The sequence below is a fragment of the Streptomyces sp. NPDC002730 genome (genome assembly GCF_042888805.1).
Classification (GTDB): Bacteria; Actinomycetota; Actinomycetes; order Streptomycetales; family Streptomycetaceae; genus Streptomyces.
Genome location: NZ_JBIAQG010000017.1, coordinates 188,147 through 210,855, shown reverse-complemented (window position 1 = coordinate 210,855; position 22,709 = coordinate 188,147). Strand labels below are relative to the sequence as shown.

The following is a 22,709-nucleotide window of genomic DNA, read 5'->3' as shown; positions in this document are numbered from 1 at the left end:
CCTGCCCTGTTGCGGGCGGGTGCTGCTCATCCGCGTCGGCGACCGGGCTGTGCCCGGGCGTTGATGGTGTGCTCGGTCAGGTGGGCGAGGACTGTGTGGTTGGCCTCCCAGCCGTCGGCAACCTTGGAGGCGGCTCCGGGGTGTACGGGGTCGTTGGAGGGGTGGGCGTCGAGGAGTTCGGCGATGCCGGCGCGGGCGACGACGATGCAGGCGTGGCGGTGTCGTGAGGTGAGGACGCACAGGCGGCCGGCTTCCAGGTGGAAGGCGGAGGCGTCGCCGCGGCCGGAGAGGGGGTGCAGGACGATGGTGACGCGGAATTCGCAGCCTTGGAGCCGGTTGGCGGTGTCGACGGTGATGCCCTGGAGTTGGGGGTACTGGCGGGCAAGGAGCGTACGGATGTCGTGGGCCTGGCTGCGGTGGGCGGTGCCGATGGCGATGTCACCCGGCGCTAGGACGTGGTCTTCGGGATCTTCCTCGCAGATGGCGATGGCCTGACGGACCAGCAGCCGCTCGGCGATGCCGAGGACAGCCTGGAAGGCTTCGATGTCGTGCTGGCCGGTGATACGGGCCGGTAGTTCGAACAGGGCCCACCCGGTTCGGGCAGCGTGTTCGATGACCTCGTCGGTGGGGGTGCGCATACCGCGGATGGAGAGTGTGAGGGTGCGGTCGGCTTCACGGCTTCCGGCGTGGAAGGGCGTGAAGGGGTAGAAGGCGTTGCTGATGGGGGGGACGGCTGAGGGCGGCAGGCGCCAGGACACGGGCAAGGAGTGGACGGGCAGGTCGCGGTTGTTGGCGAGCAGGACGGCGACCGCGCTGTTCATGGGGTCGTGGGACAGGCCTTGGAAGCGGTCGGTTTCGACCGTGGAGAAGGGGTCGAGTTGGCCGGGATCTCCGACAAAGAGGGCTCGGTCGAAGAGGCCTGCGGTCCACAGAAGCATGTCGGAACGCATCTGGTAGGCCTCGTCGATGATCGCCCATGGCCATCGGCGCTCGGTGACCGTGGCCCATTTCATGGCGGTTCCCACGATGACGTCGGCTGTCTTTTCGAGGGCTTCGATACGGGTGCCGATCCGGATGCCGGGATGTGCCTGCAGCAGGTCGTGCGGGACTGTGTAATCCGTTGCAGTGAGCCGGGCGGTGCGCAGATGCGGGTGGTCCCGGGCGAATCGCCGCACGAGATGGTCGACCTGGCTGTTGGTCTGGGCGATGACAGGGCATGGGGCGCTGGACTGCGCGAGGGCGTCGGCGGCTCGGGCGACCAGGGTGGATTTTCCGGCACCGGGCGGGGAGTCCACGACGATTCCCCGGTGGGTGAGCGTGGACAGTTGCTCCAGGACGGCGCGGGCGGCCATGTCCACCTGCTGCTGCGGCGATGGCTGGTGGGGCGGTGTCACTGCTCTTCCTCACCCTCGTCCGCGTTGTGGTGGTCCGGCTGGTCGGCAGGAGGCCCGCCGTGGGTCCAGGGTGTCTGGGCTCGTGAGGGGAATTCCGGCATCCGGTAGAGGACCGGTGCAGTGGTGAACACAAGGAAAGTGCCGGCTTCGGGCAGGACGTCGTAGTTGGGGCGGTCGGCGTGGCCCATGCCGGCGGTGATCTCGAGTTCGACGAGAGTGTCGTCGTCGGCGGGAGTGATCTCGCAGATCTTGTAGCTGGCCTTGCGGTAGGCGTGGCAAGCCAGGGGCTGGCCGGGTTCCATGCGCAACAGGTCGGGGGTGGACACGGTGAACCGGGGCCGCCATTGTGGCCGTCCGGTGGGCCCGCGAGGGGTGTGCTTCGAGTCGATCGTGGTGACGGTGCCGCCGAAGGCTTCGCCGGTGGTGCGCAGTTCCGCTCGTGCGAAGGGGTCGTCGGCGGCGCATTCGGCAGCGAAGGCGGTGGCCGCGAGTTCCATGTGGGCCAGGCGGACGGCAGCGGCGACGGCTTGGTCGCGGGCCGGCCAGGGGCGTCCGTCCTGGACCAGGTGCAGGCATTCGTCGGTGAAGGCGGTGCGCTCGTGGTCCCAGCGGCGTGCGGTGCCCTTGGCTTCAGGGAGTGCTTGCAGGAGTGCGTATGCCTGCCACATGAGGTCCCAGGTGGGCTGCATGTAGGTAGCCAGCAGGCGGTCGAGTTCTTGCAGGGTGCGGGTCTGCTCCAGGGCCAGGGCCTGGCGCCGGGCGCGGGCGTAGGCGTCGAACAGGGGCGCCAGGTGGTCGTTGTCGAAGGCGGCGTCGGTGGCTGGTCCCGCTGGGCGGTGAGTGGCCGGGTCTTCTGCTGTGTGTGCGGCGTCGCGTCCGGAGGCTGCGTGGCGGGGCGGGTCGATCCAGGCCAGCAAGGTGGCGAGGTCATCGTCCTCCAGGGGGCTTTGGCCGCTGATCCAGTGCATGCCGAGGAAGCTGGTCATGGGGATGAGGGCGGCTGAGCCGGGGAGGTCGGCGCGGTCGGTGAGGTAGGTGAGCCAGTGGCCCAGGCGTTGGACGGTTCGGGAGCCGGGATTCTGGTCGTCGACGCTGCGGAACCTCAGATCGTCTCCGAGGATTTTCAGGTGCTGCACGGTCTGGGGGTTGGGAACGAGGATCTGGGGGGCGTCGGTGTAGCGGCGGCGGGCCGGCTTGCCTGAGATGGCCGGCAGGTGTTCGCTGTGCCGCTGGCAGGCGTCGATGTATGCGGTGACGGCATCTGCCAGGGCGGCGAGCATAGAAGTGGTGCTGCCTGAGGGCGGCGCGACGAAGAGCTGGGGGCGGTGCGGGTCGGTGCCCAGCATGACGGCCAGCGGTCGTGCGGCGGGCCCGGTTCGCGTCAGCGCCAGCAGCATCAGCGGCTGGTCGCTGAGGTGGAGGTGGCGCAGTTGGCTGGCGCGCAGAGCATTACCGGTGGCGGCAGCTCGCATCTTCAACAGTGAGGTGAGCAGGCTCATACGATGTCTGTCTGAAGTTCTGCGTAAATGCGCTGTGCTTGCTGCAGGGCCTGAGTGATGTCCTTCTGGTCCCGTGCCGGGTGCAGTTGGCCGTCGGTGAGGGCCAGGGCCGTGTCGATGGTTTCGATTCCTGCCAGGTCGTCGCGGACTTTGGTGCCCAGGGCATCGACCCTGCGCTGGTTGCGGGCCTCGGTGCGGCAGTGGAAGGCCAGGTCGCAGTGGTGGCGGCAGCCTGGGGTGTAGCGGGCTGGCACGGTGGCGAGTGCGGCAGTGAGTTCGCCGCGGGGCCGGGTCGGTGTCCCGTCGGGGCCGGGGGCCAGGTCGAGGGTGGTGTGGGACGGGAGCTTGTCCAGCAGTTCGGGCAGGCGCCTCAGTCTGCCGAGGTGGCGGCTCAGGGACTTGATCTGCTGGTAGGCGTTGTAGGGCGTGGCGGTGGGGTGCTGGCTGAAGTTGCGCGGGTTGACCAGGATCACGGTGTCGGAGACATGGTCTGGTGGGAGGCCGTCGTCGGCGAGGAGTTCACGCAGGGCCAGGACGTAGGCGGCGGCCTGGGTCAGCGCTGCGGCGACCTTGATGGGGTCGGGCTGCCCGTGGATGACGGGAAAGGATTTGATCTCGACGACGTGGAAGACGCCGTCGCGGTGGAAGGCGATGATGTCGGGCTCTAGGTAGGCCTGGTGGCCGGCGACGGTCAGGTGCAGTACGGGGTGGTTGAGCAGGGTGCGGTGCTGGCTTGGCCTGCGGCGTGCTGCGCTGCGGATGCGGGACCGGGTGTGGATGTGGCGTAGTTGCAGGGGGGACTTGTCGTCGTCGCTGCCGACGCTGTTGATGTCCTCGTAGGACGCCTCGGGCAGGGTCAGGCCCAGGGCTTGGCGTAGCAGCGGCACGAGGGGGGCTCCGGCTTGGGCGGTGACCTTGTGTTCGAAGGCGAGGCCGTAGTCGAGGGCTAGCTGGGATTTTCTCAGCGGCTGCGGCAGGTCCAGGTGGGCGGCGAGGGCGGCTTTGTCGATGCCGGCCGCGTCTATCAGGGAGCGGCGGTCGCAGGTCGGGTTGGCGGTCAGCGCTGCCAGGGTTCGTGCACTGTGCGGGATGGGCGGGGCGCTTCCGCGTAATACGCCCAGTCGTGCGTCGAGCGAACTCACTGTTCTTCCTTGGAGGGGCAGGGCACAGCCGTGCAGGCCGTAGGAGCGGGGTTACGAAGTGCGGCGCAGGCGAGAGACGTTGCGCAGGATGTTGCCGAAAATCTGCTCCGCGTCGCCGAGTTGCTGGCGCGCACGCCGGGCCGCTTCGGCGCGTGTGTCGGCGTCGTCGTCGGCGTGGATCTCCAGTTCCGCTGCAGCGGCCCGGCGGAGCGCGTCCAGGTCGAGCGTGCCTCGGGTGGTGTCGCCGTGAATGTTGCGGCTGTAGTGCAGCAGGAGCTGCTGGAGTGGCTGGGACAACTCGGTTTCGCCGACGAGGTGTTCCGTGGCGTCCGCGAGCCGCAGGGCCGAGGTGAGGAAGTGGACACGTTGGGTGAGTGGTCCCACTAGGCGCTGCTCCAGGGGCCAGGTGCTCAGGGCGAGCAGTGCGCGGGCCGGTGAGAGCAGGTCGAAGGTCAGTGCGGGACAGATGTAGTAGGCGCGGGCGTAGGGGGCGGAGCGGAAGGAGCGCTCCTCGTCGCGGCGCAGGGTGGTCAGGCGTGCCGTGTTCAGCGGGCTGGAGTAGAACGCGTGATGGACCTGGCTGAGCAGTTTGGGCGAGGCGGGGACGGTGAGCAGGGCCAGTGCCTGGTGGACCTGGTCGCGTACGGTCAGGCCGCTTGGGACAGGCTCGGCGTCGGTGGGGACGGGCGCCGGCTGGGCCGTGTCCGGGCTGCCGCTGTCGCTGATTCCGCACAGAACGTTCCAGGCGCGTTGGGTACGCGTCAATTCCTCGCCCAGGAGGCTGACTTGGGCGGTGTCGCGTTGCGTGAGCGCCTGCCGGATCGCTTCCTGCAGCTGTTGCATGCGTTTCTCGAGAGCGACCAGATGCTCGTCCATGCTCGCATGCTAGCAGGGACCAATGGCGCCCAGTTTTCTTCCTGTGTTTTTGGTGTAGTGTCCCGGGCTCGTAAGGCACCACCGGTGCCCTCCTACGCCTCGCTTCCCAGAAGGGCGCATGAAGGCATGAGACTCCTCCACACCTCCGACTGGCATTTAGGCCACGTCTTTCACGGGCACCCACGCGACGAGGACTTCGACGCCGTCCTGGCCGAGATCGTGGCCATCGCCCAGGAAAGCCGGCCGGACCTGATCGTCCACAGCGGCGATCTGTTCCACCACTCCCGCCCCACCATCCGGGCCATGACGCGCGCCATGGGCACCCTGAGCAAACTCGCCGCCATCGCCCCCACCGTGGTCCTGGCCGGCAACCACGACTCCCCCGCGTACTTCGAGTTCTTCGGCTCCATGAATGGCCCCTCCCGGGGTCGGGGCCTGTTCTTCGCCGACCGGTTCCGCCCCGCGCACGAGGGGGGCGTCCTCACCTTCGACGCCTGCGGCGGTGAGCAGCGAATCCGCCTGGCAGTCCTGCCGTTCGTGCATCCGAACCGTTTCTGGCCGCGCTCCGCGACCAGCACGTCATACGCCGACTACGCCGAGGGGATGCGCGAGCTGCAGGCGGAGCTGATGGGGGCCATGCACGAGGGGTACGACCCCGACCGGGACATCCTGCTGTTCGCGGCCCACGTGTACGTCACCGGCGCCACACGCTCCCCGAGCGAACGGGCCGTGGACGACGACTTCGAAACCGGCCCCGAGAACCTTCCGGAGATCTCCTACGCTGCCCTCGGGCACATCCATCGCCCGCAAACGGTGCGGGGCGCCAAGTACACCGCCCGCTACGCCGGGAGTCCGCTCGCCATGGACTTCGGCGAAGCTGACGAATCCAAGAGCGTCGTGATCGTCGACGCCGACCCCGGACGACCGGTCAGGGCCCTGCCTCGCCGGCTCTCGAGCGGACGGCGCCTGACGCGCTTCACCGGAACCCTCGACGAACTCAGGGCCTCAGCTGCCCAGTACGACGGGACCTTCCTCAAACCGGTGATCACCGGCGAGGAACCCGACGCACTCCTCAGCCACAAGATCGCCGAGATCGTCCCGCACGCCTTCCTCATCAACCCTGCACCGGCACGGGAGGCGACCGCCGACGCTGTCATGGACGGTGACCCCGGTGAGGAGCCGGAGCTCCCCGACGCCTTCCGCGCCTACCTGGCATCCGAGGGGCTGAGCGGCGCTGCCGCGGAATCCGCCGTCACCGCATTCACCGACCTTCTCAACGAGCTCGACGACGAGACGCTGCCCCCGGTCCCCGCCGAGGAAATGCTCCGCGCTGCGCTGGAAAACACCTGGACGGAGGCGTCGTGAAGCCCAACCGGCTCATCGTCAGCGGACTGCGCAGCTACCCCGGCACCTGCACCATCGACTTCACCGGGAAGCGCCTGTTCGGCGTCCTGGGACCTACCGGCGCCGGCAAGTCCACTCTCCTCGAGGCGATCATCTTCGCCCTGTACGGGGCGAACTCGTGGTCGAACAAACCCGAGGAAGCCTACGAGCTGATCAGCAACGGCTGCCCCAGCATGCACGTGACGTTCGAGTTCTCAGTGAACGGCCGCCCGTGGCGGGTGCGCCGCACCCTGTATGCAAACCGTAAGAAGCCGCAGGCCTTTCTGGAGTCCATGACCGAAGGCAGCACCGACCTGCGGGTCGACAACATGCGCGCGGTGACAGACGCCGTCACCCAGCTCATCGGGCTGGACTGGAAGGGCTTCATCAGTACGGTCCTGCTGCCGCAGGGGAAGTTCGACACCCTCCTCAAGGCGAACAAGGGCGACCGTACCGACATCCTGCGGCACGTCTTCGGCATCAACGAACTGGAACGCGTCCGCAAGCACGCCAGCGTTCGGCTGGAACGTCTGAGCGCGAGCATCCACGACGCCAGGAGCGCCCGGGCAGACCTCCTGCGATACCCCCATGCTGTCGCCACACAGGCGGCGCTGGATGTGGAACGTACGCGTGGCATCGCCGCCAGCCGGCGCGAGCGGCTGGCCGCTCTGCGCACGGCACAGGAGCGGGCCGTCAAACACAAGCACCGCAAGGCCGACCTGGACAAGGCGGCACGGCTGCTGCGTGAGCGCAGCGTCCCGGATGCGGCCATCACGCTGGCCACGCTGGCCACAGTGAAAACGGAACTCGATGCCGAAGCCGCAGCGCTGGAAGCGACCGGACGCGATCTGAGCCTGAAGCTGGAGGTGGCGCAGGCCGCTCTGGACACAGCCACGCAGGCCGGTGACACGGTCCGGTCCCTGTCCGGTGCGGTGACTGTGCTGTCCGGCCTGCCGGGCCGCACAGCCAGACTGGACGCCATGGTGCAGCGCCTTGAACAGGAGCAGCTACAGCACGGCGAACACGAGCAGGAGCACGCGCAAGCACAGCAGGAGCTGGCCGAACGCGAGCAGCGCCTTTCGGTCCTCGTCGAGGCAGCCGACCTGGCGCAGCACGCCGTGACTCAAGCCCGCGCACACACCGACCAGATCCAGGAGGCCGTCCGGGCCGCGCTGCAGGAAGGCACCGCTGCAGCGACGCATCTGCAGTCGGCCAACACGACGCTCGCGGCACTCGAGGAGCAGCGCGGCCGCGTCGCCAGGCTGGAAGCTGAGCTGCGTAAGCTGCGCGGGGTACGGGAAGCGGCCGAGGAAGCTCTTGCTGCGGTGCAGCGCGGCGAAGCCGCCCACACGGCAGGTTCCACTCTGGCGCCAGGGGACGCCTGCCCGGTCTGCACCCGGCCCGTCCCGAGCGACTTCACTCCCCCATCTCCGTTGGACAGCAAGGCGCTTGGGAAGGCCAACCGTGAGGTCACCAAATCCTCGAAGGCCGTGAACACGGCGGTGACCGCCGCGGCGGAGGCAACGGCCCAGCTGAGCACAGCCGAGCAAGCGGTTCAGAGGCATCAACACGCCCATCTGGCCGCCCTTGAGCTCATGGAGACTTTGCTGCATCAGCTGCAAGAGCTGGTGGACTCGATGCGACCGGCAGCCGCGCCTGGCGTCGCCACGGCCCTGGACACCCTGAGCCGGCAGACGGCCGAGCAGGCGCGTGTCCTCGCAGGCAGCGACTCCAAGAGCCGGGCCCAGATCACCCGCGCGGTCAAGGCACTCGTCCAGCCGCTGCGCGACACGGAAGCAGAAACGCTCGCGGCCCACACGAGCGCCCAGGCAGAGCTGGCGACGGCGCAGGCCGAGAAGGAGGCGGCCCGGGCCGACCTCAAACGCCAGCGCGGCCGCTTGCAGCGTGAACGCAAACGGCTGGAGAAGACCCAACTGCAGTATGAGAGCGACCTGCAGGCACTGCTGACCGAGGTCACCGGCCTCCCGGCCTCGGTACGACCCGCCCAGGACACACCGCAGGACCTCCCCTCCCCGCAGGACGTCACTTCATCGCTGGAGACAGCTGGCCAACGCCTCGCACAGCTCGAACAGACGGCACAGACCCGCGACGAGGCACAGCAGGATCTCACCGAGCACGCCGAGCACCGGCATGCCCTGGACGGGCGCCGCCAGCGCAAGGTTGAGACCCCCACCCGGAATCTCATCAAGAAGCTGGAGCGTTGGGCAGACGCCGCCACCGATGCCGAAAGTCTCCTTGGAAGCGAGACGCCCCAGGAACTGCCTCCTGCCCCGGACGGATCCAACCTGGCCCTTGTCGACAGCTACTACCTGGCCCTCGCCTCGCTGAGCCAGCAACTGGCAGGCGCACTGAAACAATCCGGGCAGCGGGCCATGGAGGAGATCCACGCGTTCGAGAAGGAACTCACCCTCCAAGCCGGGGCGGCCGCCGACGAAACCGATCATGACCCGGGCTTCCCGGTGCCGGAAAAGAGCGACCTGCTGGCACCCGCCGTTCTCGACCCACTCAGCCGCAAGACGAGCGACGCGGATGCAGCGCACGACAACGCCAAGTCCGACTTGCATAAAGCGCAGTCCCAAATCCCCTACGCCGAGGCCCTGGACGCTGCCATCACCGCCGCGGAGGAGCAGGCCGTCGTGTGGAGGAGAGTGAGTGAACAGCTCACCGACACGAAGTTCCTCACCTATCTCACTAAGCAGCGCACCCATTCGCTGCTCCGCCACGGGAGCAGAATCCTCCAGCAGATCTCCACAGGGCTCTACGCGTTCACCGAGGACTTCAAGATCGTAGAGTCCGCCACGAATCTCATGCGCGGCCCGGAGACCCTCTCCGGCGGGGAGAAATTCCAGACCTCCCTTGCGCTGGCACTGGCACTCGTGGAACTCCACAACCGCGGCAACAGCAAGCTGGAGTGCCTGTTCCTGGACGAAGGGTTCGGCTCGCTGGATTCCGACCGCCTGGACGACACCCTTTCCGTCCTGCGCAGCAGTGTGACCCGGGACAAGGCCGTCGCGGTCATCAGCCACCTGTATCCGGTGGCCGAGGCCGTCGATGACGTGCTGTTCATCGAAAAGACCGTCCAGGGTTCCACGGCCACCTGGCTCACGGAGCAAGAACGCGCCGCAGTCATCCGTGACGGGATCCGGCGCCTGCTGGAGCACACCTGAGCAGTACCGGGCTGGCCGACAGCGGCGCCAAGGAGCCCGCCCGCCCCCCGTGCAGCCTCTTTGGGCACCAGTAGCGGTCCTTCCTTCCTGTGCCCGTCCCATTCCCGCACTTCCTCCCGGCGCATCAAGGGCGCCCCTGGAAGGCTGCGGCCGGCGCTGACAAGCACTCAGCTCAGCGCCGGCCGCTGCCATCCGCCCGATGACGCCGTAGCAGGACCGGCCGGCGCCGGGCCGTCTTTGATGTCCCGGCACAAGAGTGCTCCTTGGAGCGGCCGGGCCATCGAGAGCACGCCCCCTCCCTCAGAGTCCCTGATGCTCGCACCCGGCGCGGCTCACGGCCCCCACCGTGCCCGCCCCCGGCATGACGCCGCGTCACAAACCCTGACGCCAGCCCGGGGACCGCCCGCACCGCCCTGCCCGGGCACTGCCAACCCCCGGGGGAAGCACGGCACTTCTGACCCTTTCCACGATTCGTATCTATGTAAGGAGTAGACCCATGAGTGACTCTTCTGCCGGCACGCAGGATGCCGACAAACCGGTGTTCACCGCCCGCTCGGGGCGGCTCGCCGCCCTGCCGCGGTTGCTGTCGCTGGACCAGAGCGGCGAGCTGACGAGCGCGCACGTGAAGCTGGTTGCCACGGCTGTGGGCCGCTCGGAGCGGGCGGTGTGGCGGTGGATCGCCCAGGCGCGCGCCACCGGCCAGGTCGATACGGCGTCCCGGACACGGTTCAGCGTCACCCCGGAGCTGCGGCGGCTGCTGGTGCTGTGGGGAGGCAACGCCTCCGCTGTGCACCGTGAGCTGCATCAGCGGGCCCTGGCCGATCCCCGGCTGCCTGCGGCCCCGTCGCTGTCGACGATCCACCGGGCGCTGCGGCGGGACCTGACGCCCGGGGAGCGGGCCGGGCTCGCCAAGGGGGAGGCAGCCCGGCGTGCCTTCGATGTGTTCGGGCAGCGCCCTCCCGCGCACCGCAACGCCGCCTGGGAAGGCGACCACAAGTGTGTGCCCGTGCGGGTGTTGCTCGAGGACCAGCTCGTGCAGCCCTGGGTGACCTGGTTCATCGACTGCCACGCCAAAGTGATCACGGGGGTGGCCGTGACGCCTCACGCACCCAGCGCGGATGCGGTGCTGGCGGCCCTGCGGATGGCCCTGGACCGGGCCGATCCCTTCGGCCCGGCCGGCGGCCTGCCGGGCCTGATCCGGGTGGACCGCGGCAAAGAGTTCCTGTGTGCCACCGTGGCCTCGGCCCTGGGCGCCTTCGCCGTGCCCGTCGTCGATCTCCCGGCCTACAGCCCGCATCTGAAGGGCACCATCGAGGCGCTCAACGGCGCGGTCGAGGACATGCTGTTCGTCTCCATGCCGCGCTACGTGCACCGGCAGACGCTCACCGGCGGCCGCACCGCGGATCCGGACGAGCCCGCCCTCTCCTTCGAGGCGTTCGTGGAGCTGCTGCTGAAGTGGGTGCACTGGTGGAACACCGAGCACCAGCCCAGGGCGCTGGGCGGCCGCACCCCGATGCAGGCGTGGTCTTGCGACCCCACTCCCCTGCACGACGTTGCCGCCGAACAGCTGGCCCATTTCGGGCTCCAGGACGACGGACGCACCCGCACCATCACCACGCAGGGCGTGCGGTGGCGCAACCGCCACTACATCGCCCCCTGGATGGTCGGCCAGGCCGGCGTCCACGTCGCGGTGCGCCACCTGCCCCACCACGACATGACCATCGAGGTCTTCGACCTCAAGGGTGCGTACCTGGGCAGCGCCGTTCTGGCCGAGGCGGCCAGCGAGGAGCAGGTCAGCAAGGTCCGCACAGCCCGCACCGCCAAGGCGCGGCGGCTTCGCGCGGACATGAAGGCCGCCGCCCGGCTGCGCCGCGAGCGCTTCAAGGCCGTCACCACCGCCGCCCCGCCCGAGCGTCTGGGTGCGCTGACCGAGGCGGAGGCCGAGGCAGAACTTGCCGACTCGGCCGCCACGGACCTGCGGCGGGCCGATCCCGGCTACATCCCGCACCAGCCCGTCCCGGACGGCTGGGCACGCCCGATCCCGCCGGACGCGGACGGGCCGGAAGACAACACCCCTGAGGAGAACGCGTGAGCGACGACATGGACTACGGCACCCTCCCCCCGGAGGACGACGACCACTTCCACCACCTGGACGCGCACCTGGTGGCCACCGACACGCTCATGGCAACACTGGACAACATCCAGGCGACGATCGAGGCCAAGGCCATGATGGTCGCCCACGGAGCGGCCGGCCACGGCAAGACGATGTCGGTGAACTCGGCGCTGCGCAAGGTCGCCCCCGACATCACCTACCGCCTCGAGCTGCGCTCGGGCCCGACGCCCCGCGACATCCGCCACGGGCTCTTCCGCGCCCTGGGGCTGCCCGGGGAACCGCCGACCCGGCCGATCGAATTCGACACCCTCTTGAAAGAGACGCTGTCACAGACGTTCCGCGTGCTGGTGTGCGATGAGGCCCAGTGGATGGGCCGCAGTTCGTTCGAGTACTGGCGCCACCTGTGGGACGACCGCAACACCGACATGGCAGTGATCTTCGCTGGCGGCGACAACTGCTACAAGGTCCTCAAGCGCGAACCGATGCTGGCGTCGCGGTCCGAGGACGAGGTCGTCGCCACGCTGCCGGCGTTCCACTCCCTGTGGGCCGGGGTTGACCCGCAGATGATCCGCAGCATCGACCGGGCTGCGGCGCACGGCAACTTCCGCAACTGGGCCACCATCACCAAGCACATGCTCACCGGCATGGAGAAGAAAGGGCTGACCGAGGTCAATCAGGACCTCGTCAACTGGGTGTACAGCAAGCTGGGCGGCATGTAGCAACGGCCGCGGTGCGCGGCGGCCCGACGAGTTCGGGCCGCCGCGCACCACCTCGCGCGCCGTACAGACCGGCCTGGCGCCTCCAAGTCCGGGGGCGGTGTGTCGGTGCGCGGCCGGGAGGGGGGTGGTGGCACTGGCGTACAGCGACGTCACGATCGTGGTGGACGAGCGGGACGACCTGTTCTACACGCGGGCGGCGCTGCGGGCACACCGTCCCGAGGAAGGCCGCATCACCGTGCAGCCGACGCCTGCCAATAACAGCCCAACCGCGCTGGCGCACGACATGCTGTATGCGCTGGGGAAGCGGTTGGCCCCCGGGCCCAACTCCCCCGACGTGTGGCTGGACTCGGTGAACGCGGCGTGGCTCGCCGCGGCTGCCTGGGGCGTCGCGACCGGAGTGCGGCACGTCGTGGTCCCCCGGGCCCATCTGCTGACCATCCGGCGGATCGACCAACTGCTCGCCTGGCGCGAGATGACGGGAGCTCAGCTGACACTGCTGTGGCAGAAGGCCCCACGCGGGCTGCCGCCGGCGCTGGCCCGCGTGGAACGCCGTATCAGCGGCCGGGACCAGTTCGAGGCGCTCCTCGCCGAGCCAGGACCGATACCCGCACGCCCGTCCTTCCCTCCCGCTCTCCCGGCAAAGACGGGACCGGCGGCGGTGACGGTGGTTCCGAGGCAGTCACCCGCCGCCCGACAGCCGCAGGAGACTCGGTCCGCGTCGATGAGGCCAGGGCAGCGGGCTCACCCTTGCACCGGCGCGATGGCAACGGCGCAGCTGGTCCAGGCCGCCCCTGCCATCGAGATCGCGTCCGAGGAGGCAGCCGCTCTGGCCGCTCTCGCGCACCCGCTCGCCGCCGGAGCGCTGAGCGTGCTGGCCTTCACCCGGGCCGGCCTGGGCAGCCTGCGCTTCACACGCGACCTCGACATCACCGGCGACGTCTCCACCGTCAAGATCCACGGGATCGGCCATCGGTACTGCCCTCTGTACCCTGTCCCGGCCTGGGCACGCCCGCTGCTGGCCGGCGCCCGCGCCCACCACCGTCTGACGACCCACCCGCCCGCGGACAGTGTGTTCGCCCCCGTGATGCTCGCCGAAGCACGACATCTGCGCGCGCACGCCGGACGCCTCCCCCGACTCGACCTGACCCTGCCCGTCGGCATCCTTGTCCCTTGAAACAGGTAGGCGCCCCGGATTCTCGCGCCGCTGCGGGGCCAGGGCTGTAGTGGGGGCGGGATGTGACGGGTCCGGCATGGGTGGTGCCCTGCAGTGGGCCCTGACGCGGGCGCGGTTCCTGCACGGTGAGAAGGCACGCGCATGGCGGTACTGAACCGAAGGAGGAACGACGTGCCTGACGCTAGCGGGATCTTCACACCGGCTCACTGTCTGGGTTGCCGACGGCTTGGGGATGCGGCAGCGGGGATGTTCGTGGAGGTGCAGCGGGCGGATACGAAGGCGACGACGTTGTGTGGCGTGGCCGGCGCTCTGCTGGCCGTGGATGCTGCGGCGCTGTCGAGTGTGCCGAGGTCTGGTTGGCTGTCGGTGACTGCTTTGGCGTGTGCTGCGGTTCTTCTTGGTGTGGCGCTCGTCGTGGCCTTGTCCGCGATTCGCCCTGTGGTACCGCGAGACGGTGAGTTCAGGGTGTTCGCAGGTTCTGTCCCGGGACAGGGTGGGCCTGAGGAGGTCCTGTCTGCTTTCTCGGGGATGAGCGCCGGTGAGCATGTGCGGGCGGAGGCGGAGCGTCTGGTGTTGTTCGCCGGCTTGGCGCAGCGGAAGTTCAGGGCTGTGAAGTGGGCGGTCGATTTCACGGCAACTGCCGTAGCAGTGGCCGGAATTGGGCTATTGAGCATATACATCACCGCTTGAGAACATCGTGGCGTGATGGGCGCCATACTCGGGGGGTGTATGTATCAGCCGCATGTCTCGGTCATCGGTGATGATCTTTGGTCGCAGTTGTGCAAGCTGGCTCCTGTTCGGGTGCGACCAGCCAGGAGCCTGCTCTTGCGGCAGGGGGACCCCGGCACTCACGTCATTCTGCTGGCCTCCGGATCCACCTTGATCACGCTCACCGGATCGCACGGCGAGCGGACTCTGCTGGCGGTGCGGGGCGCGGGTGAACTGCTGGGTGAACTGGCCGTGTTGGACAACCAGCCGCGGTCCGCGTCGGTCATCGCCGCGGAGGACTGCCGGGTGCACATCATCCCCGCTCCTGACTTCCTTGCATTTGTTGACCGCCACGGCCTGCTGGCTGCGCTGCTGCGTCACGCCATCGCGCGAGTCCGCGAAGCGGAGGCGGTACGTCTGGAGATGGCCACTGCGGCGGTGCCGGTGCGTCTGGCCTCGGCTCTCGACCGGCTGATACAGGCCGCTTCGGTGGCCGGCGCCGAATACATCGTGCGTCTGACGCAGTTGGAGTTGTCGCAGATGATCGGTGCGTCCCGCAACGCCGTGGGGTCGGCCCTGAAGCCGTGGCGGGAGCAGGGGTGGCTTGCCACGGAGGCCTCCGGCGGACTCGTCATCCGCGACATGGCGTCGATCCGGTCACACGCGAACGCCCAGAAGTGACCGACCGCACCGGTGCAGTGCCCAGCACTGGGCACCGCCTTGGCACGGGCGCGGCCAGCATAGGGCAGCACACCACACCACACGGTCCCTCCCGATGGAAAGGCTGCTGCCTCATGCCCTCTGTTGTCCTGTCCGACGCCGGCGATGTGCCGCCGGAGCATGCGCTTTTGACTGTCGACATGAAGGAGTACAGCCAGTTACCCGAGGCGAAGATGGCGCCCGCACGAGCCGATCTGGACAGCATGCTGGCGACGGTGTTCGCGCAGGGCGGGATCGACGATGCGACGCTGCTCGGCACAGTCAAGGACCGGGGAGACGGTGCCATCTTTGTGCTGCCGGCCCGGCACGCGGCGAGGCTGATCGATCCTCTCCTCATCCATCTCGGCCAGGCGCTCGAGCGCCGCGAGCAGACCCGGTTGGCCAGCGCGCCGCCGATTCGGCTTCGTGTCAGCGTGCATGTTGGTCCGCTTGCGCCGCCGGACCACCGGGGGGATGCGGCCAACGATGCCTGTCGGCTGGTCGACAGCGACGCGGTCCGCCAGGCCATGGCCGCTGCCGTGGACAACGGAGTGCTGCTGGCTTCTGTGGTCTCGGACACGGTCTTTAGCCGCACGGTTGCCGCGGGGCGCACCTCGGCCCTCAAGGAGCATCACTTCCATCGGGCCGCAGCCCGTGTCGAGGGCAAGCCAGGCTTCGATCAGACGTGCTGGCTCTTCGTCCCCGGCCTGGTCCCGTCGGTGATTGCCCCCTATCTCGCAGAGGGCAGCGACGCGATGCTCTCCGGCCGGCAGCACCAGGCCGCTCAGCCCCGTGCGAAGGACAGCACCAGCGGCGAGGGCAGGGACGGCGTGCGGCAGAAGGGCAAGGCCAGCGGCAAGGCCCGGCTGGTTCAGGTCGGCCGCGACTACATCACCGGCCCGGAGCAGTCATGACGGGCGTTGAGGGCACCGGGACGGTGCCAGTCCAGCAAGCCGAGGCATCCGACCACGCACAGGTGACACAGGTCGCTGGCGACTACGAGGAACACCACCACCGGTATGTACGGGGCTGGGAGTATCTGCGCAGTGTCAGCGTGGACGACGGCGAACTGGACCTCGTGGAGCATGCGTTCGTCGATCCCCCGGGCCCCCATGGGTCCGGTCAGGTGGCGCACGCCGCCAGCATGCTCAGCCGTTGCTACGGCAGGAGCCACGTACTGGTGTTGTGCGGGGAGGCGGGCACGGGGCGGCGCACCGCCGCGCTGCGTGCGCTGTGCCAGGCGGGGGTGCCCAGGAAGCGGATCAGCTGGCTGGTCCTTGACTGGGACCGGCCGCGCACCGAGCAGATCCCCCACACTGCGGGGCATGGCTTCATCCTGGATCTGACGGGCTACCGGATGCACGAGGACTTCTACACCGGGCTTGCGGATTACCAGCAGCAGGCTCAGGCCGCTGAAGCCGTTCTGGTCATCCTGGCCGATCCGAGCGGCTGGAATCCCGGGACGCTCGCGACCGTGCCGACCGTGCACCTCGCGCGCCCGTCGGCAGTACAGGTCGCCGAGGCGCATCTGCGCCACCTTGCGGCCGGTCGGGTGGACTGGCTGACGAATGATCCCCTGGACGGCTTGCTCGCCCAGGCAGCTTCGGCATCCGAAGGCGCGCGACTGGCCCGACTCATCGCGCAGGTCAAGGGAGACGACAGGTCCGCGGTCAAGCAGCAGTTCACCGACTGGCACGACCACTTGGAAGGCTGGTTCGAAAAGCACTCCGCGCCGGGGGACCTGCGTGAGCGCGCACTCCTTGTGGCGGCCGCCCTGCTGGAAGGAGTTCCGGCCGACGTCGTGCTGGGGGCAGCGGACCGGCTCTTTTCAGAAGTCGGTGGTGAACTGCCGCGTGGCGGTGCGCTGTCCGGCCGTGATCTGGACAAGCGGCTGGAGGCCATCTGCGCCTCGCCCACGGGTGACGAGGGCATCTCCCTGGAGGAGAAGCAGCGCGGGCTTTCCGAGGCCGTCCTGAAGTATGTGTGGCGGCAGAGGCCGCAGTTGCGTCCAGTGCTTCTGGAGTGGGCCTCCCAGATCAGTGCACCCAACGGAGTCGCCGTTCTCCATCTGCGGCGCATTACCGACTGTCTGGTGCAATTGTCCTTGCTGCCCGGCGGCTCGACGGTGCGGTCCGTGGCGAGCAAATGGATCGAGACCGGACACGAGGCGCACCGTCAGCTTGCCGTCGAAATCCTGGAGACCATGGCACTCCACCCGGTAACGGGTGTCGCCGTCCGCAAGCAGCTGTACAGCTGGGCGTACCATAAGACGACCAGCAAACAGCTGACCGCCGCCGTCGCCGCGATCTGCGCAGGTCGGCTGGGCCAGAAGTATCCCCGTGTCGCCCTGACCCGGTTGCGGCTGCTGGCCGCACGCGACGACGCCCAGGCTCGCGACGGTGTCGCCGACGCAGTGCGCACCCTGGCGAGCGATCCCGAGCAACGCGTCCTGGTGCTGTCGGAGATCGTGGACTGGGCCGAGTCCACCGACAGCACCATCCACAAGGCCGGAGCGAGCACGTTCCTGGCCCTGACCGACATCACCAGCGACACCCTCCTGCCACTGCCCGCGCCCCAGGAGAGCGCCGACGAGGCTCCCGATGCGCTGGCCGGTCAGCTGTTCGTCCGCGGCTGGCGCGCAGCCCTGCGGGAACCCACGGCGGCACAGGAAGCGCACCGGCATCTGGCAGCCTGGCTGGACTCCTCCAAATTGGAAGACGACCAGGTCCTGCCGCTGACGGCAGAGGTGCTGCGCGGATATCTCGGCCAGGCAGGTGCCGCCGACCTGCTGGTGGGATCGCCCGGCAGCTCCGACCTGGGACGGGTCCGGCGCAAGAAAGTCCTCGACCAGCTGATCTCCGAGGTGGCTTCCCCCGGCAGCCCCAGCACCGCTGTGCAGTCCGGTGACGGCGCCCCCGTGACGGCGTGAGCATGCGGCGCTGGCGCCGCAGAACGGCACGGCCGGCACCGCCTGCGGCCGACACCGGCACGGTTCATCCGCTCGTCCTGAGCGACGAGCGGATGGCCAGCCGCATCAGCAGTGTGTGTTTCACGGTCCACGTCACCGGTAGCTGGCGTTGGACGCATCCCGCTCCTGCGGACCACGACGACCCGACTGTGCTGGCGCGTGACCACCTGCGCCGGCAGACAGCGGGGATCCTGCGCTTGCACTCGGTTCGGAATCTCGCGGCGGCCCAGGACGCAGCCAACTCCGCCCTGATGCAGTGGAACCGCCTCGAATCCGGGCTGGAGGTCGCGGGCGCGGCAGAGCTGGACGTCCAGGCCGCGGACCGCAGCCTGGACGAGGAACACGCCCGCCGGCAACAGGGGGCAGACCTCGAACACGGCGAGGAGTTGCACCGCCTGGCGCATCTGCAGCGTGTACTCGCCGACCCGGACCTGCGCCGGGTGTGGTGGGTTGCCCGGTTTCCCGACCGCTTCAAAGACCTCGATGAGTTGACAACGGCGCTCAAGGGACTGCCTTTGCCGCAGGAAGACCAGGACGACGATCTCCGCGGTGACGTCCGGCGCTTCACCGACCAGCTCGTCACCGCCCTGCACACCCCGCAGCAGCGCGAGGTCTTCCTCCAAGCCCTTATCCAGACCCTCCAGGCCCTCGGCCACCACGACCGGTCAACCATCGCCGCCCTCTGGCGCAGCCCTCTCGATCCCGGGAGCACACCGGAATGAAACTCCACACCACACGCTGGCTCTTGGCACCGGTGCGGCAGCTGCGCACTCGCCAGCTCATGGCCCGGCACGGGCCGACCTTGCTATATGACACCGCCTGGGCCCTGATCACCCTGCACAGGGCACCGGCCGAAACCGCCCTCGTACGCGCCTGGGCCCGCGAGAATCCCGGCACAGCGCCAGGCGTCCACTACGACCACTGGGACGCACTGAGCGCAGCGGAAAAGCAACGCCGTCTCAGGTGGCTGCGGCGGCACGGACACTCCCCCATCCAGCTCCTGCGACTCGACTCGGGCCTCATCCACAGCGCGCGCCTCCACGTCCTCGACTGGGGACCCCCGCCAGGGCCTGCCGAAGAGCACAGCGCGAAGTTGCACCTCTGGTCAGAAACCCGCGAGCAGCCCTAGCTCCCCTGCCGCACGCACCGTGCCAGCAGGCGGTGGTGCGGCCAATCGGCTCCGCCAAAGGAATGTGTCTACGCGTTCGTCACGGCCCCTTTCCGGCGGGCCGCGTGAGCTGGGCCGCCGGTCTCTGTGGCATCAGGGCATGCTGCTGAGGCTTCCCGCGCCGCACGGGTAAGAAGCGGTGGACGGCCATGCCCGCCGGCACGGCCGTCCGAAGCGTGGTGGCGGGTGCGCATCGGTGCAGGGCCCGTGGTACAGCAAACAACCTGGGTCCGTGGCCGGCCCAACCGGCCCTGTTCCGGGGCCGCCGGTCCCGCGCGGGAATCAGCATGGGCGTCCATCATTGGTCGCTATCGTCGTCGACCTCGTTGAAGACGCGTTGCAGGGCTTCGACAGCATGGTCGTGTCCGGCTTCTGAGAGCTCGTTGGCTAGTCCTTTGACAATGAGTGCCTCGCCGGCGTCGATCGCCTTGCGTGCGAGAGCCGTTCCCAGCACGAGTGTGGCCGGATGCTGTAGCCGATGCCACAGCAGCACTCGAAGTGGCTGGACAGTTCCGTGGTCGCGGGCGGTGAAAGCATGTTCGTCGGCCTTGGTGTGTTCACCATGCTGCTCGGCCTGCACCATGAGCCCGGTGGTCTCCCCGGCTTCGATCCCTTCTGCGTACAGGTGGCGAGCCCCTTCGCTGTCGCCTTCCTGGCGGTGCAGCCGGATCAGGTCTTGGTAGCAGTCGACGAGTCCGGCGTCGATCGCCTTGCGGAAGTAGATCTTGGCCTGTGTGAGATCGCCCGCCCATTCATAGCGGTAGGCCAACCGGGAGTAGGCGTAGATGTCCCCAATCTCCGCGATCTGTTCGGTCCACTCGGCGGCCTCGTCGAACAGCCCGTCCTGGGCGAGCAGGAATACCAGGTCCTGCATGGCGTCGGGCTCACCGGCCTTCGCACCCTTGCGGCACCACTGCTCGGCCTCCGTCCGCTGGCCAAGTTCCAGGTAGTGACGCCCGACGTTCACGGACGCATCCGCGTAGCCCGCGTCTGCGAGCTCGCGCCAGACGGCCACGGCCCGCTCGGGCTCGCCGAGCCGTGTGAGGCAGAGTACTTCCTGGCGCCAGGAGACGTAGTCGGACAAGGCATTGCTCTGGAATGCCCCGGACGCCCGCTGCTCGCCGATCTTGGCCAGTGTGCTTTCTGTGCGGGCCATCTCGGCCTCTTGTCCCAACACGTAGGCGGAGCCGCGGTCGTACAGACCGAAGATGTCCACGCCGTCCGCGACCGAGGCGGACACGCGTACACGCCCTCGCTCGTAGGCGGACCGGGCGAGGGCCCGATGGTCCTCGTCGGTGAGGGCATGGCGTAGGGCGGCGGCCCAGAATGGCGTGGGTGGGCAGTCGTGGCGGAGCTCATAGCGCCCGAGTTCGAGGAGGTAGTCGGACAGCCGGTAGAGCCACTGGTCCGGTGGGCGTGTGCCGGGCCGGGGCCGGATCTGGCTCAGGGGACCGGGGACGCCCCGGCATGGGGCAGATAGGTACTCCAGGGCCTTCTCGAGCCACCCGGGGCGGGCGTGTTCATCCCACATAGCGTCAGGGGCGAGGGCGGCCGCGGTGGCTTCCAGCGCACGCACGGGCAGCGCCAGGCCGTGGCCAAAGCGGCGCAGCTCCACCGCGGCGACAATGAGACACTGGGCCATCGGCGCGGCGTGCTCGACACGCTCCAGGAGCGCCGGCACGCCCGCGAGGTACTGGGTCAGCCGCCCGCCATCAGCGAGGGCCGACGCCTCGGCCACGCGCGGGTCTGCCTTTGCCGCCTGGGCCAGGGCCGCAGGTGCGCATTCGAACCGGTCCGGGATCCGCGCGCTGGCGCCGCCCCCGGTGAGCAGCGCCCGGGCATGGGGGTAGCCGTCGTGAGGTGGAGCCGATGTGGCGGTGAGACGGGCCCAGTCCTCCGGGTGGGCGGTGGCGAACGCCAGGATGGGGCCGCGCTCGGGTGTCCGCAGCAGGTCACGCAGGACCGCAGCGACGCTCTCGCCGACGGCCGGGTCACTGGTGAGCAGATAATGCTGGATCTCGTTGAGCCAGAGCACTGTGCGGGGCCCGACCTCCGGCAGGCCCGCGAGCACACCTTCAGTGTGGTTCGGTGTGATCGGATGCCACAATCGCCAGTCATCCGGGAGGAGTTGGACCGCCTCCCAGCAGGCACGCGTCTTTCCAGTGGACGAACCACCGACCAAGGTCACCAGTGCGCTGCGCCCCTGCCGGGCACCGAGCACCGACTCACGCATTAGCGCGTCGTGCGCGCGCTCCACATACACCGGCAGCACCGGCAACGGGCTCACTCCGTCACAGCCGGGGCCTTCGATCGCCAGGTGGACCTCCAGGGCGAAGGGGTCACGGACGTCGCGCACTGGCCACCCCGGCCGGTCGCGAGCCTCCAACGTCGCCCGGGCCTGTGTCATTCGCGTGGCGGCGTGGCGTAGAGCCAGCAACGGCTCGACATCCGTGCCCAGAGCCTTCGCCAAGGCAACCAGCGTGGTCTCGGAGGGCAACTTGTGGCCGTTCAGCGCCTGGCTGACCGTTGTCCGCCCCAGTCCTGTCCGCTGCTGCAACCCGCCCATCTGCAGACCCCGCTGCGCCCTAAGGGTGCGCAGTCGCAGAGCGAGTTTCGCCAACGGATCCCCGTGCCCCTCCACCACGTCCTGCTTCTCCGTCTCTCGGGCGACCGTCTTCATTCATCTTTGTTCAGCCTGAACCCCGGTGAACACGAAAACCGCGAAATTCGCTGGAGTCACCGTCGTCGATCGTCCTGGGAAGAAGGCATGAACACCTCATCCATACACCTGATGCTCCTGCTCCTGCTCTTGGCAGTCGTCGCGCTCTTCTGCGCCTTCGTAGGCGCAGCGACCGGTCTGCTCGCTCGGATCGAAGGAGCCACCTATGCCACAGCCCTGCTGCGCGGTGCTGTGGCCTTCGCGGGAAGTGCCACCCTGTCCCTAGCGCTGCTGACCTTCGCTCTCACGGCGCTGTGAACCGAGGGATGCATTGCCGTTCTTCAACGCGCACGCGTGGCATCGGCGAGACCACTGGTCCCCAGGTGCGGGCCGCAGGAAACCGTACGGCACGCGGCCAGCCAGCACGGAGGACAGCCGGGCGATGCGGCAGCCGGTCAGCCCCAGGACCTTCGCGGCGCGTCCGGGGAGCGGCACGAACACCTCGCGTGCCAGTTGCAGGACCTGCTGGTAGCGGGCGCGGGCCTGGCTGGAGGGGCCGCCGTGCAGGACGTCCGACGTGCCACCGTAGATGTCGCTCCAGGCATCCAGGGCACTCCCCTGGGCTGCGCCCAGGCGCTGGCCCGTCAGCCGCTCGGCCACCCCCATTGCCCGGCGCCGGTGATAGCCGCCCGGCCGCTCGAGTTCGGGGCGCAGCACCTCTGCCGTGTCACGGATGCGGCTCAAGGCCGCCTGTGGGTCACGGGATGGGCGCTTCCTTCTGCCCTCCCCCGCCGCCGGTTGCTCGTCAGGAGGCCAGCGGGCGTCCACCGCCCTCAACAGGGCGCGGGCCGCGCCCTGCAGGCCGGGCGGCTGGCTCCGGTTGCTCTGGGAGCCGGGCAGGCTCAGCAGCACGTCCACCGCGCCCCGTACGCATGATTCGGGCGATCTCCGCCGGCTGCTCGTAGCCCTCGTCCCCCAGCATCCGGTACGCATCCCGCGGCAGCCCCAGCGCCCGGGCC

18 protein-coding genes are annotated in these 22,709 nt (G+C 68.9%); 12 read left to right on the top strand and 6 right to left on the bottom strand.

Features of this window, described 5'->3' with window-relative positions:
* Positions 1-26: 26 nt before the first annotated feature.
* The 4 genes from ACFYXH_RS36495 to ACFYXH_RS36480 are packed head-to-tail and all read right to left on the bottom strand — an operon-like array spanning position 27 to position 4,911.
* Positions 27-1,394, bottom strand: a complete 1,368-nt coding sequence (locus ACFYXH_RS36495; RefSeq protein ID WP_389572439.1) for an AAA domain-containing protein — start codon at positions 1,392-1,394, stop codon at positions 27-29.
* Positions 1,391-2,893, bottom strand: a complete 1,503-nt coding sequence (locus ACFYXH_RS36490; protein ID WP_389572436.1) for a hypothetical protein — start codon at positions 2,891-2,893, stop codon at positions 1,391-1,393. Before ACFYXH_RS36490 ends, ACFYXH_RS36495 begins: the two co-directional genes overlap by 4 nt.
* Positions 2,890-4,035 (bottom strand): hypothetical protein, encoded by a 1,146-nt coding sequence (locus tag ACFYXH_RS36485; protein WP_389572433.1) that lies wholly within the window; start codon positions 4,033-4,035, stop codon positions 2,890-2,892. The genes ACFYXH_RS36490 and ACFYXH_RS36485 overlap by 4 nt, the downstream gene beginning before the upstream one ends.
* A gap of 51 nt (positions 4,036-4,086) precedes the next feature.
* A complete protein-coding gene (locus ACFYXH_RS36480) occupies positions 4,087-4,911 on the bottom strand; it encodes a hypothetical protein (protein WP_389572431.1) in 825 nt (274 codons plus the stop codon).
* 126 nt (positions 4,912-5,037) lie between these two features.
* On the opposite strand from ACFYXH_RS36480, the gene ACFYXH_RS36475 reads away from it, so the two are divergent.
* The 11 genes from ACFYXH_RS36475 (at position 5,038) to ACFYXH_RS36425 (ending at position 18,992) form a co-directional block, all read left to right on the top strand.
* Positions 5,038-6,276, top strand: coding sequence for an exonuclease SbcCD subunit D (locus tag ACFYXH_RS36475; RefSeq protein ID WP_389572428.1), 1,239 nt, complete (start codon positions 5,038-5,040; stop codon positions 6,274-6,276).
* Entirely contained in the window at positions 6,273-9,482 is a 3,210-nt protein-coding gene (locus ACFYXH_RS36470) for an AAA family ATPase (RefSeq protein WP_389572425.1), read from the top strand. The genes ACFYXH_RS36475 and ACFYXH_RS36470 overlap by 4 nt, the downstream gene beginning before the upstream one ends.
* A gap of 496 nt (positions 9,483-9,978) precedes the next feature.
* Complete coding sequence (locus ACFYXH_RS36465; protein WP_389572422.1) at positions 9,979-11,574, top strand: Mu transposase C-terminal domain-containing protein; 1,596 nt, start codon at positions 9,979-9,981, stop codon at positions 11,572-11,574.
* A complete protein-coding gene (locus ACFYXH_RS36460) occupies positions 11,571-12,314 on the top strand; it encodes an AAA family ATPase (RefSeq protein WP_389572419.1) in 744 nt (247 codons plus the stop codon). Before ACFYXH_RS36465 ends, ACFYXH_RS36460 begins: the two co-directional genes overlap by 4 nt.
* Before the next feature lie 127 nt (positions 12,315-12,441).
* Positions 12,442-13,488, top strand: a complete 1,047-nt coding sequence (locus ACFYXH_RS36455) for a hypothetical protein (protein WP_389572415.1) — start codon at positions 12,442-12,444, stop codon at positions 13,486-13,488.
* A 141-nt stretch (positions 13,489-13,629) separates the two neighbouring features.
* Positions 13,630-14,178 carry a Pycsar system effector family protein gene (locus ACFYXH_RS36450; RefSeq protein ID WP_389572412.1) on the top strand — a complete coding sequence of 183 codons (549 nt, stop codon included), beginning with the start codon at positions 13,630-13,632 and terminating at the stop codon, positions 14,176-14,178.
* A gap of 15 nt (positions 14,179-14,193) precedes the next feature.
* A complete protein-coding gene (locus ACFYXH_RS36445) occupies positions 14,194-14,877 on the top strand; it encodes a Crp/Fnr family transcriptional regulator (RefSeq protein ID WP_389572409.1) in 684 nt (227 codons plus the stop codon).
* Positions 14,878-14,990: 113 nt separating this feature from the next.
* Positions 14,991-15,809: a hypothetical protein gene (locus tag ACFYXH_RS36440; RefSeq protein WP_389572406.1), complete on the top strand. Its 819-nt coding sequence runs from the start codon at positions 14,991-14,993 to the stop codon at positions 15,807-15,809.
* Positions 15,806-17,824 (top strand): hypothetical protein, encoded by a 2,019-nt coding sequence (locus tag ACFYXH_RS36435; RefSeq protein ID WP_389572404.1) that lies wholly within the window; start codon positions 15,806-15,808, stop codon positions 17,822-17,824. The genes ACFYXH_RS36440 and ACFYXH_RS36435 overlap by 4 nt, the downstream gene beginning before the upstream one ends.
* Complete coding sequence (locus ACFYXH_RS36430; protein ID WP_389572401.1) at positions 17,821-18,585, top strand: hypothetical protein; 765 nt, start codon at positions 17,821-17,823, stop codon at positions 18,583-18,585. The genes ACFYXH_RS36435 and ACFYXH_RS36430 overlap by 4 nt, the downstream gene beginning before the upstream one ends.
* Entirely contained in the window at positions 18,582-18,992 is a 411-nt protein-coding gene (locus ACFYXH_RS36425; RefSeq protein WP_389572398.1) for a hypothetical protein, read from the top strand. The genes ACFYXH_RS36430 and ACFYXH_RS36425 overlap by 4 nt, the downstream gene beginning before the upstream one ends.
* Positions 18,993-19,329: 337 nt before the next feature.
* Here the strand turns inward: ACFYXH_RS36425 and ACFYXH_RS36420 are convergent, their stop codons facing one another.
* Positions 19,330-21,711 (bottom strand): helix-turn-helix domain-containing protein, encoded by a 2,382-nt coding sequence (locus tag ACFYXH_RS36420; protein WP_389572396.1) that lies wholly within the window; start codon positions 21,709-21,711, stop codon positions 19,330-19,332.
* Positions 21,712-21,798: 87 nt separating this feature from the next.
* Here ACFYXH_RS36420 and ACFYXH_RS36415 point away from each other — a divergent pair, with 87 nt between their 5' ends.
* The gene (locus ACFYXH_RS36415; protein WP_389572394.1) at positions 21,799-22,008 is read left to right on the top strand and encodes a hypothetical protein; all 210 of its coding nucleotides are present in this window, start codon (positions 21,799-21,801) and stop codon (positions 22,006-22,008) included.
* Here ACFYXH_RS36415 and ACFYXH_RS36410 read toward each other — a convergent pair.
* A complete protein-coding gene (locus tag ACFYXH_RS36410) occupies positions 21,973-22,434 on the bottom strand; it encodes a hypothetical protein (RefSeq protein ID WP_389572391.1) in 462 nt (153 codons plus the stop codon). The genes ACFYXH_RS36415 and ACFYXH_RS36410 overlap by 36 nt on opposite strands.
* Positions 22,435-22,709: the final 275 nt, after the last annotated feature.

Excerpts from the sequence above, each read along its gene's own strand:
- ACFYXH_RS36450 (WP_389572412.1), top strand. The coding sequence starts at position 13,630 with ATGGCGGTACTGAACCGAAGGAGGAACGACGTGCCTGACGCTAGCGGG.
- ACFYXH_RS36480 (WP_389572431.1), bottom strand. The coding sequence starts at position 4,911 with ATGGACGAGCATCTGGTCGCTCTCGAGAAACGCATGCAACAGCTGCAG.
- ACFYXH_RS36490 (WP_389572436.1), bottom strand. The coding sequence starts at position 2,893 with ATGAGCCTGCTCACCTCACTGTTGAAGATGCGAGCTGCCGCCACCGGT.
- ACFYXH_RS36415 (WP_389572394.1), top strand. The coding sequence starts at position 21,799 with ATGAACACCTCATCCATACACCTGATGCTCCTGCTCCTGCTCTTGGCA.
- ACFYXH_RS36440 (WP_389572406.1), top strand. The coding sequence starts at position 14,991 with ATGCCCTCTGTTGTCCTGTCCGACGCCGGCGATGTGCCGCCGGAGCAT.
- ACFYXH_RS36435 (WP_389572404.1), top strand. The coding sequence starts at position 15,806 with ATGACGGGCGTTGAGGGCACCGGGACGGTGCCAGTCCAGCAAGCCGAG.
- ACFYXH_RS36420 (WP_389572396.1), bottom strand. The coding sequence starts at position 21,711 with ATGAAGACGGTCGCCCGAGAGACGGAGAAGCAGGACGTGGTGGAGGGG.
- ACFYXH_RS36445 (WP_389572409.1), top strand. The coding sequence starts at position 14,194 with ATGGGCGCCATACTCGGGGGGTGTATGTATCAGCCGCATGTCTCGGTC.
- ACFYXH_RS36425 (WP_389572398.1), top strand. The coding sequence starts at position 18,582 with ATGAAACTCCACACCACACGCTGGCTCTTGGCACCGGTGCGGCAGCTG.
- ACFYXH_RS36465 (WP_389572422.1), top strand. The coding sequence starts at position 9,979 with ATGAGTGACTCTTCTGCCGGCACGCAGGATGCCGACAAACCGGTGTTC.
- ACFYXH_RS36475 (WP_389572428.1), top strand. The coding sequence starts at position 5,038 with ATGAGACTCCTCCACACCTCCGACTGGCATTTAGGCCACGTCTTTCAC.